The organism is Pedobacter sp. NO84 (assembly GCF_059703915.1).
Window position 1 is genome coordinate 3,941,643 of sequence record NZ_AP046575.1, and the last position, 16,535, is coordinate 3,958,177.

General features: G+C 38.7%; 14 protein-coding genes. 9 read left to right on the forward strand and 5 right to left on the reverse strand.

Features of this window, described 5'->3' with window-relative positions; translation table 11 throughout:
* Positions 1–33 precede the first annotated feature (33 nt).
* Positions 34–2,409, forward strand: a complete 2,376-nt coding sequence (locus tag AC6H0V_RS17445) for a phosphocholine-specific phospholipase C (protein ID WP_497561482.1) — start codon at positions 34–36, stop codon at positions 2,407–2,409.
* A gap of 262 nt (positions 2,410–2,671) precedes the next feature.
* On the opposite strand, the gene AC6H0V_RS17450 is transcribed toward AC6H0V_RS17445, so the two are convergent.
* A complete protein-coding gene (locus AC6H0V_RS17450) occupies positions 2,672–3,955 on the reverse strand; it encodes a DUF2130 domain-containing protein (protein ID WP_497561483.1) in 1,284 nt (427 codons plus the stop codon).
* 105 nt (positions 3,956–4,060) lie between these two features.
* Between AC6H0V_RS17450 and AC6H0V_RS17455 the strand changes: the two genes are divergently transcribed.
* Together AC6H0V_RS17455 and AC6H0V_RS17460 are read left to right on the forward strand one after the other, a co-directional pair.
* Positions 4,061–5,293 (forward strand): MFS transporter, encoded by a 1,233-nt coding sequence (locus AC6H0V_RS17455; RefSeq protein ID WP_497561484.1) that lies wholly within the window; start codon positions 4,061–4,063, stop codon positions 5,291–5,293.
* A 40-nt stretch (positions 5,294–5,333) separates the two neighbouring features.
* Positions 5,334–5,699 carry a response regulator transcription factor gene (locus tag AC6H0V_RS17460; RefSeq protein WP_497561485.1) on the forward strand — a complete coding sequence of 122 codons (366 nt, stop codon included), beginning with the start codon at positions 5,334–5,336 and terminating at the stop codon, positions 5,697–5,699.
* Positions 5,700–5,869: 170 nt separating this feature from the next.
* Here AC6H0V_RS17460 and AC6H0V_RS17465 read toward each other — a convergent pair whose 3' ends face one another.
* Positions 5,870–6,097, reverse strand: coding sequence for a hypothetical protein (locus AC6H0V_RS17465; protein WP_497561486.1), 228 nt, complete (start codon positions 6,095–6,097; stop codon positions 5,870–5,872).
* Positions 6,098–6,426: 329 nt separating this feature from the next.
* Between AC6H0V_RS17465 and AC6H0V_RS17470 the strand changes: the two genes are divergently transcribed.
* The gene (locus AC6H0V_RS17470; protein ID WP_497561487.1) at positions 6,427–7,014 is read left to right on the forward strand and encodes a pentapeptide repeat-containing protein; all 588 of its coding nucleotides are present in this window, start codon (positions 6,427–6,429) and stop codon (positions 7,012–7,014) included.
* A gap of 73 nt (positions 7,015–7,087) precedes the next feature.
* A complete protein-coding gene (locus AC6H0V_RS17475) occupies positions 7,088–8,668 on the forward strand; it encodes a S8 family peptidase (protein ID WP_497561488.1) in 1,581 nt (526 codons plus the stop codon).
* A gap of 96 nt (positions 8,669–8,764) precedes the next feature.
* Here the strand turns inward: AC6H0V_RS17475 and AC6H0V_RS17480 are convergent, their stop codons facing one another.
* Both AC6H0V_RS17480 and AC6H0V_RS17485 read right to left on the reverse strand, forming a co-directional pair.
* Positions 8,765–9,070, reverse strand: a complete 306-nt coding sequence (locus AC6H0V_RS17480; protein WP_497561489.1) for a hypothetical protein — start codon at positions 9,068–9,070, stop codon at positions 8,765–8,767.
* 76 nt (positions 9,071–9,146) lie between these two features.
* A complete protein-coding gene (locus tag AC6H0V_RS17485) occupies positions 9,147–9,863 on the reverse strand; it encodes a pirin family protein (protein ID WP_497561490.1) in 717 nt (238 codons plus the stop codon).
* A 397-nt stretch (positions 9,864–10,260) separates the two neighbouring features.
* On the opposite strand from AC6H0V_RS17485, the gene AC6H0V_RS17490 reads away from it, so the two are divergent.
* Positions 10,261–11,403: a putative sensor domain DACNV-containing protein gene (locus AC6H0V_RS17490; RefSeq protein WP_497561491.1), complete on the forward strand. Its 1,143-nt coding sequence runs from the start codon at positions 10,261–10,263 to the stop codon at positions 11,401–11,403.
* Positions 11,404–11,443: 40 nt separating this feature from the next.
* Here AC6H0V_RS17490 and AC6H0V_RS17495 read toward each other — a convergent pair whose 3' ends face one another.
* Positions 11,444–11,689 (reverse strand): hypothetical protein, encoded by a 246-nt coding sequence (locus AC6H0V_RS17495; RefSeq protein ID WP_497561492.1) that lies wholly within the window; start codon positions 11,687–11,689, stop codon positions 11,444–11,446.
* 369 nt (positions 11,690–12,058) lie between these two features.
* Between AC6H0V_RS17495 and AC6H0V_RS17500 the strand changes: the two genes are divergently transcribed.
* From AC6H0V_RS17500 to AC6H0V_RS17510, 3 genes are read left to right on the forward strand one after another with little or no spacing between them, the layout of a single operon-like run.
* Positions 12,059–12,412: a PadR family transcriptional regulator gene (locus AC6H0V_RS17500; protein WP_497561493.1), complete on the forward strand. Its 354-nt coding sequence runs from the start codon at positions 12,059–12,061 to the stop codon at positions 12,410–12,412.
* Between the two features lie 12 nt (positions 12,413–12,424).
* Positions 12,425–14,020: a PspC domain-containing protein gene (locus AC6H0V_RS17505; protein WP_497561494.1), complete on the forward strand. Its 1,596-nt coding sequence runs from the start codon at positions 12,425–12,427 to the stop codon at positions 14,018–14,020.
* Positions 14,021–14,065: 45 nt separating this feature from the next.
* The gene (locus AC6H0V_RS17510) at positions 14,066–16,519 is read left to right on the forward strand and encodes a TonB-dependent receptor domain-containing protein (protein WP_497561495.1); all 2,454 of its coding nucleotides are present in this window, start codon (positions 14,066–14,068) and stop codon (positions 16,517–16,519) included.
* Positions 16,520–16,535 lie beyond the last annotated feature (16 nt).

Below are 16,535 nucleotides of genomic sequence, written 5' to 3' on the forward strand. Positions count from 1 at the left end.
CCCAATTACCCATTTTCTATAGCATACAAATAAATGGATTCTAGAAGAGATTTTATTAAAAAAGCCGCGTTTTTGTCGGGCTCACTTGGGCTGCCAAACATCATCCCAATGTCGATCCAAAAGGCAATGGCTATAAATGCTGATTCTGGAACTACATTTTATGATGCCGAGCACATTGTCTTTCTCATGCAGGAAAATCGCTCGTTTGATCATATGTTTGGGACACTTAAAGGAGTAAGGGGTTTTAATGATCCACGGGCTAAAACCTTACCTAACCAAAACAAGGTTTGGCTTCAAAGCGACGAGAAGGGCAATACGTATGCCCCTTTCCATATCGATATCCATAAAACCAAGGTTACCTGGGAGGGAGGGTTACCACATTCATGGAGCGATCAGGTGGCTGCAAGAAATAAGGGGAAATACGACAAATGGATTCCGGTAAAATCGCTAATGACCCTCGGGTATTATAAGAGAACAGATGTTCCTTTTTATTACGCAATGGCGGATGCGTTTACCATTTGTGATCATCATTTTTGTTCGAGCCTAACCGGTACAACACCTAATCGCTTGTTTTTTTGGACGGGGACAATTCGGCCCGAGCAAAATGCAAATTCGGTGCCGGTGGTTAATAACAGTCAGGCAGAATCTCAAGATAATGTTTTTGTAGATTGGCAAACTTTCCCGGCTTTGTTAGAAGATCATAGTGTTTCTTGGAAGGTATATCAAAATGAACTGTGGACAGCTAGATTGCCCGAAGGTGAAATTGACGATTGGTTAGGAAATTACGGCGACAATCCGCTCGAATATGTGAAACAACATCAGGTGAAACTCTCTGCTTATTTTCGTAAAAATGGGGATCAAACCAGTCATCCCGCCCTAAGTGCAGCAGAGGTTTTAGTTAGATACAATCAGCTTTCTGAACGCGAAAAAAACCTGATCGATAAGGCTTTCACCACTAATATCGATGATCCTGATTACTTAAAATTATCACCATTCAAGTATATTAATGAGTTAGGCAAGGAAGAAATTTTAACTATACCGGCCTCTGATATTTTTAAACAATTTAGAAGTGATGTAGACAGCGGAAAACTACCTACCGTTTCTTGGCTGGTTGCTCCCCAACGATTTTCTGATCACACCAGTTCACCGCTTTATGGCACCTGGTATGTATCTGAAGCTATGGACATTTTAACGAAAAACCCGGAAATCTGGAAGAAAACGATTTTCATTCTCACTTACGATGAAAATGATGGTTACTTTGATCATCTGCCCCCCTTTGTTCCGCCTAAACCCGAAGATCCGGGCACGGGAAAAGTTAGCGATGGGTTAGAGGCATGGGTTGACTATGAATATAAGAAAGACAGTCCGATTGGGTTGGGCTATAGAGTACCTATGCTCGTTGCTTCTCCTTGGAGCAAGGGCGGCTTTGTAAATTCCCAGGTTTTTGATCATACTTCTTCCTTGCTATTTTTGGAACATTTTTTAAGTAGAAAGACCGGAAGGCAAATTAAAAGCAATAACATTAGCCCATGGCGGAGAGCCGTTTGCGGCGATCTAACCAGCGTATTTAGGCCATATAAGGGTGAGGAATTTGATATTCCAACTCCGTTAAAAAAAGAAACCGTTCTAACTAACATTCAGCAAGCCAAGTCAAAACCTGCTCAGGTAACTCCCGAAGCTCTAAACAAGTCTGAAATTGATAAGATTAACACGCACCTACCATTTAGCCCAAATGCTTCTCTTTTCGCACCTGATCAAGTTAAAGGGGTCAGGTTGGCCTGCGCACTGCCTTATCAGTTGATTTCCGATGGCAATTTAACTGGTGAGAAAAAGGAAATTAAACTAAACTTCTCTTCGGGAAAAACGATGTTTGGTCAAAAAATGAGGCCGGTGGGTGCAGCATTTAATGTTTACACGAAAAGTACATACAAAAAGAATGCAGGTAGAAATTGGTATTACGCAGTAAGTGCAGGAGATACCATAGAAGATACATGGAACATCGAAGATTTTGAGAATGGGATTTACAATCTATCGGTTAATGGGCCAAATGGATTTTATCGGCATTTTAAGGGATCTAAAGACGACCCTCAAGTAGCAATTGAAGGTGTGGATGAATTAAGCGGGATACTCAAAAAACCAACGGGAAACCTACAATTGAGAATTGATAATAAAGAAAATGCTCCTTTAAAAATAATGATCATAGATGACGTTTACCGCGCCAATTCCAAAACCATCAGCATGGCTCCAAATAGCAATAAAATAGTTTCGTTAAACCTACAAAAGAGCAAAGGATGGTATGATTTTAAGATAGGGATTGATGGAAGTCTGCCTTTCTTGAGACACTACGCTGGTCATGTAGAAACCGGGGAGGATTCAATCTCGGATCCCTATATGGGGGGAATACTTTAAATTTTACCACCTAAGCAATCCTCTGGCCTCAAGTATTTTAACAGTACACTCCCGATATTTTCACCATCTAAGGCATCTTAGGAGCATCTTAGTTTTTTAAACACGTAAGATTTAGGCCCAATCATTGGCTGGAGCGTGATCAAAGACTTCCGCACCTCAATAGGTTAGGTAACATCCAAGTTGCTAACGGCAAAGAGTAAACTAAAGCAGTCTCTGCTTGTTAACACAAACTGCTTCGTGTCTTTGTAGTAAACTAACGCGGTTACTCCAGTAACAAATCTTCCTCATCATCGCCTAAGCTCAATTGGATGTTGTCATTTCCGGAAATACCCTCGATAGAACCCCTAATATGTGCTGCGTTTAGTAAAACTTTTTCCAGCTGTTTTTCTCTGCTTTTCCAAAGTCTTTCCATTGCGTCGCGCTCTCGTTGGATAGAGAGTTTCATGCTCATAAAGCCTTCACGTATGGCTTTCCATTGCTCGGAGAACTCATTTCCATTAAGATAGTCGTACAACATGTGCATCTTATCTCCCTTGTTTTCTTGGGTTTTTACTGCGCCAAATAATTTGATAATCCCATCCCTCAGGATGTAGGAAACTGCTTTTACTTCATCAAAAGAACAGATCCATACCCCATCTTTTTCGCCAAAACAATCCATCCCCTTTGGGTAACATTGCGTAACAATCACGGCCACATCAACGCCCATGCCGCGCATATCTTTTTTCAATTTTTCAATCCACTCTAGCGAAAAATCTTTGGTTCGCTTGCTTTCATAAATGATCTTTCCGCATTCCTGCCCAAATTGATTACGCACATTATGAACGCAATCCGCACCGCGCACTCCTTTGCCAACCTCTTCGATCACGTCAAAGGGGAAACTATTGCGCAAGAGCTCTTCTAAAATCAATTCTTGTACCTCGCCCTGAAGCTGCATCGATCCCTGTTCGGCTTTGCGCTTCATTTCTTCAGCTAATTTCTTCTGATCATCTAACTGTTTTTCTAATTCTTTTACGCGAAGCTGATGCTCAGTGTCTTTGAGGTTGTTTTTTTCTAGTTCTTGCTTACGTACCTGCGCCACCAATTCTTCACGCTGTTCTTGTAGCTTGCGCTGGATGCTCAATTCCAGTTCTGCTTCCCGGGTCTTGATCTCCTGTTCTTTTTTAAGGAATTCAATTTCTTTGCTGCGGGCCAACCTTAGTTTTTCTTCGTTTTCTTTGTTGGCATCATCTAGCATTTTCACTTTATTTTCGAAGTCGGCACTGATAGTTTTGCGTAAACTTTCAGTTACTGATGCTTGCAGGGCACTTTTCTCGGCTTCTAGTTTTTGTTGAAAAGCAATTTCCTGCATTTTCTTCTGTTTATCGAAAACTTCCGCTAATTGCTTTTTCTGATTTTCAAAATCTTCTGATTTTTTACGAAATTCTTCCTCCTTTTGTTTGGTAAAAGAAACCATTTTCTCTCTCAGATCCTGTTTATATTCTTCGGCCATCACCTCTTCCATCGGAAAGGCATGGTTGCAGTTTGGGCACTTTATTTCTGTAGACATGTATTGAAAATTGAAGGCCCGAATTTTTGGGCGGAATCAAAAATACAGAATTTCTACATAGGATTTTACAGCCGAATGTCTATTTTTGAATTCATACCAAATCGAATGTTTCAACAGATTTTTACTGCTTATAAAACCTCTTTTTCTGGATTGAGCAAAGAATCATGGTTGCTAAGTACGGTTATCTTTTTTAACCGTTGCGGTTATATGGCCGTCCCATTTATGAGCCTTTATGTTACACAGGCACTTCATCGCTCTTTTTTTGATGCCGGACTTATTGGAACCCTATTTGGTATCGGTGCTATACTTGGTGCATCAGCCGGAGGCAAGTTAACTGATATGTTTGGTTTTAGACCAGTTCAAATTGCCTCTTCGTTAATCGGGGGACTGTTATTTTTGCTTTTTTCACAAATCAATAATTTTAAAATGCTTTGTATGTTAGCCATGTTCATCAGCTTTTTTTATGATGCTTTTAGGCCTGCAAATTTTACGGCAATTGCAGCCTATGCTGCACCAGGGAAAGAAACCCGTTCGTACTCTTTAAACAGGCTTGCCACTAATGTTGGCTGGGCTGTAGGAATTAGTATGGGAGGAATAATCGCCTCTTACAATTATCAATGGTTGTTTATGGTGGATGGTGTGATGAGCATTTTGGTTGGTTTGTCAATTTTATGGTTTTTACCTTCGGTTAAGGGCTTTAGAAAAAAAACGGCCGATAAAATGGCAGGTATTCTAGTGCGTAAACCATGGCAAGATCCACTCTTTGTTAAATTCCTCTTATTAAATGTCGTTTTCGCAACCTGTTTCTTTTTAATGTTTAGGGTGGTTCCGGTGTTTTATAAAGAAGAATGGCACTTAAATGAAGCTTTAATTGGTTTAGTCTTGGCCCTCAATGGTATTATTATAGCTTTATTCGAAATGGTGATGATATCTAAGATCGAGAATAAACGTTCGCCTAAATTTTATATCGTAGCGGGAGTTCTTGTTGTTGCACTCTCATTTGGTGTATTGTTGATGCCTAAATTCTTGCCCATTGTTCTTGCTATTGTTAGCGTCACCTTTTTTACTTTTGGCGAAATGCTATCTATTCCGTTTATAAACACATTCGTAATTAGAAGGAGCAATGAATTTAATAGGGGGCTATATGCAGCAGGTTACACCGTAAGCTGGTCTATTGCCCAAATCTCTGCACCAACGCTAGGATTTTATGTAGCGGAACAGTTTAGCTATACCACACTTTATATCGGAATTACAATTATGTTAATGCTTTGTGCCTATGGCTTTTATGCGTTAAATTATAAAGATGAGGTAAATATTGAGCAAAAAGCTGTACATTGAAGCACAAACAATTCAATATTTTTTTTTGTTTTAATTACATATGAAGAAACGGATACACATTTTAGAAGATGATAAAGACATAGGTTATATCATCGAATTTTTATTGAAAGATGAGGGTTACGAATTGCAGTTGTCCTCTACATTTAAAGAGATGAAGAAAAAGTTAAAGGATTCTATTCCAGACCTTTTCATTTTAGACGTGATGTTGCCTGATGGTAATGGCATTGAAATCTGCCACGATTTAAAAAATGATATGTTTACCAAACACATTCCTGTTATCGTGATGTCGGCCAATGTTAAAAGTAAGGAACTGAGCCAAATGGCTGCCCCAGATGATTACATTAGCAAACCATTTGATCTAGATGATATCGAAGATCGGATAAAAAAGTTACTGGAAAAAAATTAATTTAATTTCTTGATCGTTAAGTATTAGCAATAACTAAACTTGGTTAATGTTTGTACTTAACGATTTTTCATTTTCCTCCTCAATCTTGGGTCTTTAATCCAGTAAATCCCAGATCCTATAAATCCTGGTATTGGTTACACGGCCAGGGCAAACGGCTTAATCTATAAATACTAGTATTGCTTAAACTGCCAGGGCAAACGATCTATTTTATCGCCAATTAATTGAACATTTTCAGCGGTAAGTTCCTCCTTGGCACACTCCTCCATCATCCAGCCACCATCTTTTTTCCGGATGTTGCCAATAGACCTATTGTCTACCGTAACCCTATACAGATTTTTGTCTATCGGTTTTACCTTTACTAATCTTTCTCCCAGGCTATATACCAAGTGTTCATCCATTGCGTAAATGTAGGAAATGAGTCTCAATTCCTTAAAATCAATAAGATGAAAACAGTGTTAGTGACTATTCGGGAACTATAGTCCTGCTTTTCGTAGCGGTCTTTTATAACCTCGTAGGTTCTACAGAACCTACGAGGTATAACAACGGGTTCTAAAATACCCTCACTGCAATCAGGTTTAAATGACAAAGGCTTGTGCAGCTATGTTAAGTTCCGGGATGCCAAATGGTAAAATGTAAGAAGGAGGGATATCCAAAACTCTGCTGCGCTTTGCATTAATTTGAGAGAAACTCTAAACTTATTTTATTATTTTGCACTACGCAAACCACTATGTCTCCAGAAGAAAGCAATTACTACCTCAATCAACTTTTCGAAAAGGTACCATTCCCAGAAAAAGGAGCTGTAGAAACCCACTTTGAAGCTTGTACCTTTAAGAATTGTGATTTCACCATGGTAGATTTTATAGGCTGCGATTTTGTAAAATGCACATTTGATGGCTGCAATTTAAGTATGATCAAGTTTGGTCATATTGGGTTTGATCAAGTTGAGTTTATTAATTGCAAACTTGTTGGAGCAGATTTTTCTCATACAAAAGATTTCCTTTTCAGTGTCAACTTTACCAATTGCATTCTAGATTATGCAGCATTTATGAAAAAGAAAAACCGTAAATGCAATTTCACTAATTGTTCGCTAAAAGGAGCAGATTTTTCGGAAGCAGATTTAACTTCTGCTATATTTGACCGCTGCGATTTAAGTGCCGCCGTATTTATGCGTAGTATTTTAACCAGTGCAAATTTTACAACCGCATCCAACTTCACCATCGATCCTGAAAAGAATTTATTGAGAAAAGCAAAATTCTCAGCAGATGGCTTGGCCGGACTTCTTACCAATTATGGCATTATTGTAGATGATAATTAATCCAATCCAAACATAAGTACTAAATACCCCTTAAATACGTTTTCCAATCCTAAGTATTAATTAAGAAAATAACATGATTACAACCAACTTTAAAAAATTACTCACGCTTGTATTAGTAGCGTCCTTACCTTTTATTTCATTCGGCCAAAAAAAAGATAATTGGCAAAATCTAGACCTTAAAACCGATACCACTTTTGGTATCAGTACCGAGAGAGCTTACAATGAGCTGCTAAGAGGCAAAAAATCAACTCCCGTAATTGTGGCAGTGTTAGATGGTGGTGTTGATCTTAACCATGAAGATTTAAAACGGGTAATCTGGACCAACAAAAAGGAGGTGGCAGGTAATGGACTAGATGATGATAAAAACGGATACATAGATGATGTGCATGGTTGGAACTTTTTGGGCGGAAAAAACGGATCTATCGAATTCGAAACGTTAGAGCTCACCCGTTTGGTGAGAAGGGATATGGCACGATTTGCAAATACTACCTCATCTAATGTTGCGGCCAAAGACAAAGCAGATTTTGAGGTCTTTGTAAGTAACCGGGGCGAATTAGAAAAGCGTGTGGCAACTGCAAAGAGCGATCTGCAGGGGATAACTGGCTTCAAGTATTACTTAGATCAGATGGTTAAAAAAATAGGTAAAGAGAACCCAACCATTACAGATTTCCAAAATTTCAAGGCAACAACTCCACCCGAACAAGGGGTACAAGCTGCCATTTTAGATGTAATGAAGGAGATGGATTTCAAAACATTTTACGAAAGCCAAATTGAAGCCGGACTTAAGCAATCGTCTGAAATGGTGAAATATAACCTCAACCTGGACTATGATCCAAGATCAATTGTGGGCGATGATCAAAACAATGGTAAAGAACGTTTTTACGGCAATAATGATGTTAAAGGTCCTGATGCTTTGCACGGATCACATGTTGCAGGAATCATTGGCGCAGATAGAACAAATGCGATCGGTATTAAAGGCGTCGCCGATAATGTAATCATTATTGGAGTTAGAAATACACCGAATGGCGATGAACGGGATAAGGATGTGGCAAATGCTATCCGCTATGCTGCAGATAATGGGGCTAAAGTATTGAACATGAGTTTTGGCAAAGCATATTCGTGGGATAAGGCCGCAGTTGATGAAGCCGTTAAATATGCGGTAAGCAAAGATGTGCTGTTGGTGCAGGCCGCAGGCAACGATAATAATAACATTGATGTTGAAGCCAATTTCCCGTCTAGAAAATACTTGGATGGCTCGGTTGCTACCTCATATATCGTAGTTGGGGCTTCGGGGCCAAAAGACGATGAAACATTAAAAGCAGCATTCTCCAATTATGGTAAAACAGCGGTTGATGTATTTGCGCCAGGAGTTAGGATCAAATCTACCGTGCCTGATAACAAATACATTGAAGAAGATGGTACAAGCATGGCAGCCCCCGTTGTAACAGGATTGGCTGCACTAATTCGTTCTTATTATCCAAAATTAACCGCTGTACAGGTAAAGGAAATTATCCTAAAATCAGTGACAAAGGTTAACCATACAATAAATACAATGAAAGATGCGGATACCATTAGCCTAAACTTTTCAGACTTATGCGTAAGCGGTGGAATTGTGAATGCCTATAATGCATTAAAATTGGCGGCTACCTATTAATTATCAACCACATAGGAACATAGGACACATAGAATCTCGCTATGTGTCCTATGTTCCTATGTGGTGAATTGACCTCAACTGAAAACTGCCAACTGGTTACTGTTGCAATCCCTGATAAATTTCGGCAAACAATAACCCGCTTCCACCCCCATAGTGCTTAACTATGGGTAATTTTGGATTTATTTCGTTTACATAAGCTTTAAGCCCTTCTTCTTCGCTTTCGCTAAGTCCGGCGCCAATAAGCACCAAAGAAAATTCTTTTGTAGCTAAAATTGCCTTTGCTTGGGTTAAATCATAAGCGATTGTTGCCAGCCATTTACCTTCCCTATCAATAAGTTTGGCAATGGTTCTGGCAATGGGCTGGTTGGTCCCAATAATTAATATTTCGATTTTTTGCGTCATGTTAACTCGTTAAGCGTTAAGAGTTTGGGGTTAAGCGATATGCATTAGACCGATAATCGTATCGGCCAAGGTTGTTCTAAAATTCCATTGGAACTTCCATCAATAGGAACTCGGCATCAGCAATGGCTTTAACGGTAAAAGAGTCCGTTTCCCAAATGCCCAAGCCATCCCTTTCTGCTAGATGATTTCCCTCGATTTCTACCTGTCCTTTTAGCACAAAGATATAAACACCATTCCCTTCTTTCTTTAATGAATAGGATTTAACGGTATCAGCATCAAACTTTCCTAGATTAAACCACGCATCTTGGTAAATCCATACCCCTGCATCGCCTTCATTTGGCGATAAGATCTGTACAAATTCATTTCTTTTATCGGTACTGTCCAATAAAACCTGGTCATATCTTGGGGTTACGTTCCTTTTATTGGGAAAGAGCCAGATCTGAAGAAATTTTGCGGGTTTGCTTGGATCTGGATTATATTCGGAATGATAAATCCCTGTTCCGGCACTCATCACCTGGATTTCGCCAGCTTTGATGGTGGCCACATTGCCCATGCTGTCTTTATGCTGCAACTCTCCCTCTAAAGGAATTGAAATAATTTCCATGTTATCATGTGGGTGCTCGCCAAATCCTTTCCCTCCCGTAACGATATCATCATTGAGTACTCTTAATGCGCCGAAATTAATACGTTCTGGATTGTAATATCCAGCAAAGCTGAAGCTTTGATAACTTTTTAACCAACCATGATCCGCCACTCCACGGGTGTTGGCTTTATGTATTACTATTTGTGCCATAATGTTATAATTTATTAATCAAAGATAAAACACCACATGAAATTATAAATTGATGTAGGATAAGAAAGTTGAGTTAGGAGTTTTCAGTTGGCAGTTGAGGGTGCCTAAGGAAATCGGTGCAGGATAAACTATAGAAGGTTGGATGACATAATTGTAATCATCGCCCCTAATCGGTGTAATCTTTTTCCCGATAGCTATCGGGACTGTGTAATCACCCGCGAAGCGTAAAGGCCGGCTGTCTATTCAAGTTGCTAAAAACTGGTGTAATCTTTTTCCCGATAGCTTACCGGGACTATGTAATCATCCGCGAAGCGTAAAGTAAGTTAATCGGTGTAATCCCAATGTAAACTGTAACTCTAAAATTGAAAACTGTAAATTGAAAAGTTAACTTAGTAAAATGGTAAATAGAGCAACCTACCAGGCCGCTAAAATAGTAGCGCCAACAATTGAAGCGCATTTTGCAAAGCACCTATCAGAGGCAAATGCAAAAGGAGAACTTGATTTGGCTCCCCAACCTCCTGCAAGAGTAATTGAAGCGATTTTAGATGCTGCTTTTTGGGCTAGTTTGCGCAAGGAGGAAGGACATTCGCCTAAAATTTCAATTGCTTTTTTACCCCCAGAACAAGCTGGGAAACCGCTATTGTTCAATCAAAAATTATCGCTCAATCCTAATGTCCTAACCAAGTTGGCTCCAGGAGTAGAACGCGGGGGCATCCATATTGGGGTTTGGCATGATGGGTATAAATTGCATATTTGGGGTACCACCTTAAATATTCCCAACTACTGTTTTGTTGTAGATGTTTCGGAACCGGGATTGTTGGTAATCAAACATCGTAGGATTTACGGTTTCGGAAAATATACCAATGTAGCCGTTTTAAAGGGCGACCAGATTAAAATAGTTGAAGAAAAAAGTGCTACCAGTGCTGATTGTCCCGCCATGCTATTGTCGCTTTTAGATTTAACAGCACACTCTTATTGGAATGATTCTGCTAACATATTAATCCAATTGGCCGTTTCTATGCGTGCGCATGGGCGTGGAGGGGCGGTTTTAGTGGTGCCAAAGAATACAAGGCAGTGGGAGCAATCGGTAATTCATCCCATCAGCTACTCCTTAAAGCCTGTATTTAAGGGATTATCAGAATTGGTAAGAAAAGATAGGCCTGATGCTAGTGAGATTTTTTGGCAAACCGCGCTTAAAAGAGAAATTGATCATTTAGCAGGTTTAACGGCCATAGATGGCGCAACAATCATTAGCGATGAATACGAATTATTAGCTTTTGGCGCAAAAACCGGAAGGGCAAACAGTAGTGCTCACATTCAAGAATTGTCTTATTCTGAACCCATAGCGGGCGGTAATGCAATAGTCCTTCACCCCGCTAAAATTGGCGGAACGCGACATTTATCTGCTGCACAATTTATATTTGATCAAAAAGAGGCTTTGGCACTCGTAGCCTCGCAAGATGGCCACTTTACCATTTTTAGTTGGTCGCCCACCCTAAACATGGTACAGGCCCATAGAATTGATACGTTGCTATTGTAGAACTACTATCGGTGTAATCATCTTAATCGGTGTAATCTTTCTATGCAAATAGAATAGTCCCGACAATAGTAAGTAAAAATAGAATAGCCATTACCAGGCGATCTGCTTTAATTCTCTCTTTGTGGGTTAATGGTTTTGTTATTCTTGCCTCCTTATGAGAGGCATACATGAATGGAATAGGTAATTTAATAATCATAGGTAGATGTGTTTTAGGATAGGTAATATTTTCTATTACAAATTGCAAGCCAATGATTAGCAGTGTCTTAAAAATGTGGAAAACTTCCATTTTTTATTTTAAAAACATCTTTTCGGCCAATAAAGATGTGTAGTACACCTGTACTATTTTCTGCTCAGTCTAAAAAATCATGTTCATTTTTCAATAAACACAAGAGTTGTATGTCTTGCAATCGCATCTAAAACTTAATCATATAAGTATGATGATCACTTCATGATGTAATTAGGTTTTTTGATGGTGCTTAATCACCTATATTCTTCCTCAACAACCTCATTTTTTGAGAAATTCCTGTTGAAATTCTGCGTGTAATTTTTTTTAATTAAAATTATTGGTCTGTTAATCAGCAAGTTAGAATAATTATCGAAAAAATTATAGTACTATGTATTGCATAATACTATATGAAACATATATCTTTGTTTTATGATAGCAGAAAATACGCAAACACAAATGAGAAAGGGCATACTCGAATATTGTGTGCTTTTGATAATATCTAGGGGAGAAATCTATGCCTCAGATATTATCGCCGAACTTAAACAGGCCAAACTGTTGGTTGTTGAAGGAACGCTATACCCTTTATTAACTCGATTAAAAAATAATGGGCTATTGGCCTATAATTGGGTAGAATCAACCTCAGGGCCACCACGTAAGTACTATGTACTAACCCCGGCAGGAACACAGATATTAAGCCAATTGGATACCACATGGCAGGAATTGGCTTACGCCATCACTACTTCGCAAAATGGTTCAGTAAAACAATCAGACTCTCAGCACTAAATACAACACAACATGAAAAAGACATTAATTATAAATATAGGCAATTCCATTATCCACATTGAGGAAGATGCCTACGAGATATTAACCACTTATTTAAACGAGATCAAGCAGCACTTTGCAAAGAACGCAGATGATTTTGAGATCGTAACCGACATCGAAAATCGCATTGCCGAAATGTTTGCCGAAATTTTGGCAAACGCTCAGAAACAGGTTATCGAGATTGCTGATGTTCAAAGCGTAATTGCACAGATGGGCCGTGTTCAAGATTTTCAGAATGACGAAGAGGAAACTTTAGATGCTCCCCATTTCGAAGCCTATACGGGCACCAAAAAATTGTACCGCGATACAGATGATGGCATAATCGCGGGAGTTTGTGCAGGCTTAGGCCATTATCTAAACATCGAAACCCGATGGGTAAGGTTAACTGCATTTTTAACGATCTTTTTATTCGGCTCTGGTATTTTAGCTTATCTCATCCTATGGATTGCAATGCCCAGAGCGGTTACTAGATCCGAAAAAATGGAAATGAAGGGCGAAGCCACAAATCTGTATGGCTATAAGAGAAGCTTTGAAGAAGAACTTGCTTCTTTTAAAGAAAACATGAAATCGGCTAATGCGCATTTTAAACCTTTGGTTAAACAATCTGGAAACTTTATCAACGAATTTGTAAATGTGATTGGTAAATTCTTAGGCGGTGCGGGGAAAATTATCCTCAAAGTTATCGCTGGTGCATTTATAGTTGCAGGCTTTGGATCGTTGGTGGGCCTTATCATAGTGCTGGCTGCTTTTTTAGGATTTTGGGATTCAAATGCATACGACTATTTCCCACTGTCTATCATTAATGAAGGTTTTAGAGAGGAAATTATGTTGGGCGCCTTTGTAGTAGTATTCATCCCTGTTTTGGTATTGGTTCTATTTGCAATCCGAGTAGCCTTTAACAGAATGGCCATCAATAAAACCTTGTCATTTGCTTTATTGGCGATATGGCTTTTAGGTGTTTCATCAACTGTATATTATGTGGCAAGAATCTCGTCAGAATTCCAAGAACACGCAGAACTGATACAATCGATAGAAATTAAAAGCTATCCCACGTATGTGATAGATGTGGATAAAAGCATGGCATTTAGCCATGAGGATAGCCTAAATTATAAAATTCAGGAACTTGATTTCGGAGGTAGAATGGTAGTTGATGATGCAGATGATCATCCTTTCCGGGTACGTGACAATGTACGTTTGGAAATCGAAAAAAGTGATAATGGGAAAACAATGATGCTCCAAACTTATGAGTCGCAAGGTAAAACCTTTCCTATCGCCTTGCGTAATGCGCAAAATATCAACTATAAGTACATCCAAAAAGACTCACTGATTACACTTAGCCCAAAATTATTACTCAAAGACAAAGCACGCTGGAGAAATCAAGAGGTAAAAATTTTATTGAAAGTTCCCGTAGGTACACACTTGTTTTTAAATTATCGATTAAATAGGTACTTGCAGTTTAATCATTACATGGATCACGATAATGACGACGATTTTAACGAATGGGTTATGACAGCCGATGGGTTGAAATCAAAAAGCGAATTGGAAAACCCACATACAGAAACCCCTTAATTTTTGCTAGCTGTTTGAAGATCTACAGCCCAATTTAAAAACATCATGAAAAAATTTGTACTCTTAATAACATGCCTTTTGGCGTGTGGGGCTTCTTTTGGCCAAAAAACATCGAAAATTTACGGTAAAGTTACGAGTGATAAGGGAGTAAATTTGGCGCATGCAATCGTTAAATTGTTTGCCTATCCGGATACGACAGCCACAACTACTGTCAAAACAAGTGTTGATGGCGATTTCGTCTTAGATCAGATTAACCCAGGGAATTTTGTGCTGACAGTCAGTATGGTAGGCTACAAAACCCAAAAAACGGAGAAATTCTACCACGACGATAATGAATTAAAATTACCCCTTATTAAGCTAGAAAGTGTGACCCAGCAGCTGAAAGAGGTTACTATTCAGGCCAAAAAGCCTTATGTAGAACGCAAGGTCGATAAAACAGTGTTAAATGTGGAAGGAAGTATAGTTTCAGCAGGTAATAGCATACTTGAGGTATTGGAAAAGGCCCCAGGAGTAACTATAGACCATCAAAACGATCAAATTAAATTAAACAATAAATCAGGTATAACAGTAATGATTGATGGGAAAACCAATTTCCTTTCTGGTGCTGATGTAACTACATTGTTGAGCAACATGAGCAGTGATCAAGTGGCAACGATCGAACTCATTACCAATCCCTCTTCAAAATATGACGCTGCGGGAAATGCTGGGATTATTAATATCAAACTTAAAAAGAATAGGGCATTTGGCACTAATGGCAGTTTATCACTCAATACCGGTGAAGGTATCCAACCAAATTTTCCTGCTGATATGTATCGAGTGGGATTAAGCCTAAGTTTAAACAATAGAGTTAAAAAATGGAATGTATTCGGAACCGCCGCCTTCAACAGAAAAGTTAATTTCAATACCATTAACGTTAAAAGAACCACTTTAACCAATACTTTGGCCAGTGCCTTTGATCAGAACTTTGAGCGGCAGATGAAAGGGTTTGCATACATGGGCAAATTAGGAGCCGATTATTATGTATCTGATAAAACGGTTATAGGAGTAATGGTAGATGCAAATGCTATTTATTCCAACCTGGATAATACGAGTAAGTTGACAATCAAAGAGATGCAATCAAACTTGGAAACAAGCAATTCGGTTGATCAATTGGCCTACTCTAAATCGCCTGTTAGTAATCTAAGCGCTAACTTTAATGTCAAAACAGATTTCGGGCCCGATGGCAAAAGTTTAACATTTGATGTAGATTACTCGCGTTTTAGTAATGCGAAAAATGAAAATTTCGATGCACAATACTTTAATGGCTCCGGTGTGATGAATAAAACTACAGCATTGCGAAACCATACCGATGCCGCTATCAATGTGATTGCCGCAAAATCAGACTATACCCTGCCTGTTTCAAAATCCTTAAAAATGGAAATGGGACTAAAAACCAGTTATGTGGTCACAAACAACGATTTGCTCTCAGAACAGTTTACTGCGGGGAATTGGATAAGCGATCTTGGTAAATCAAATAATTTTATTTACAAAGAAAATATTAATGCGGCCTATACCAACCTGGCAAAAGAATGGAAAAAGTGGGAACTTCAATTGGGACTCAGAACCGAATATACCCACTCAAATGGCAATTCTATAACGGCAAGTAAAGAAGTAGAAAGAAATTACCTCTCTTTATTTCCTTCTGTGTTTATTAGCCAGAAACTAAATGATAAACAGAATATCAATTACTCATTTAGTAGGAGAGTAGACCGTCCTAATTATCAACAGCTCAACCCCTTTGTTTTTTATATGGATCCTTATGCCCTCGACGAGGGAAATCCTTATTTGAAGCCACAATTTACCTACAATTTTGAAGTAGGCTACAACTATAAAGAAATTTCGTTTAACCTTAGCTATGCCGACACGAGAGATCTGATTACCCAGATAAGCCAACAAAATGAAGTGACCAGGATTGTGAATGTAATCCGTAAAAATCTTGGAAGGGCGCAAAATTATTCAGCTAACCTATATGTTCCCATCACAATTAGTAAGGCGTGGAAAATGCAAAATAATATTAGTTTATATTATAACAAATTTGATGACGATAACCTAGAAGGGGCAAAGTTTGTAGCGAATAAAATGGCCTACAATCTAAATAGTTCGCAAACCTTACTGCTCCCACAAAATTTTACGTTAGAACTTAGTTTTTGGCTAAACTCTCCATCCATCCACGGGGTGGAAGAAACTACAATTACCCAATATGCTGTAAATGCTGGAATCCAAAAATCGTTGATGAATAAAAATTTAAAGATCAGACTTAGCATGGATGATATTTTCTTAACCAACCATTGGGAAGGGAGATTGCAATACCAAAATGTAAACTTGAATGTAGTTAACCATTATTTAAGTAGGAGAGCTGCATTTACGGTAAACTATAATTTCGGAAATCAGCAAGTAAAATCAGCCAGAAAAAGAAACACGGCAACAGACGACATTAAAAATAGAGCTGGAAATAATTAACCTTTACCATAAAAAT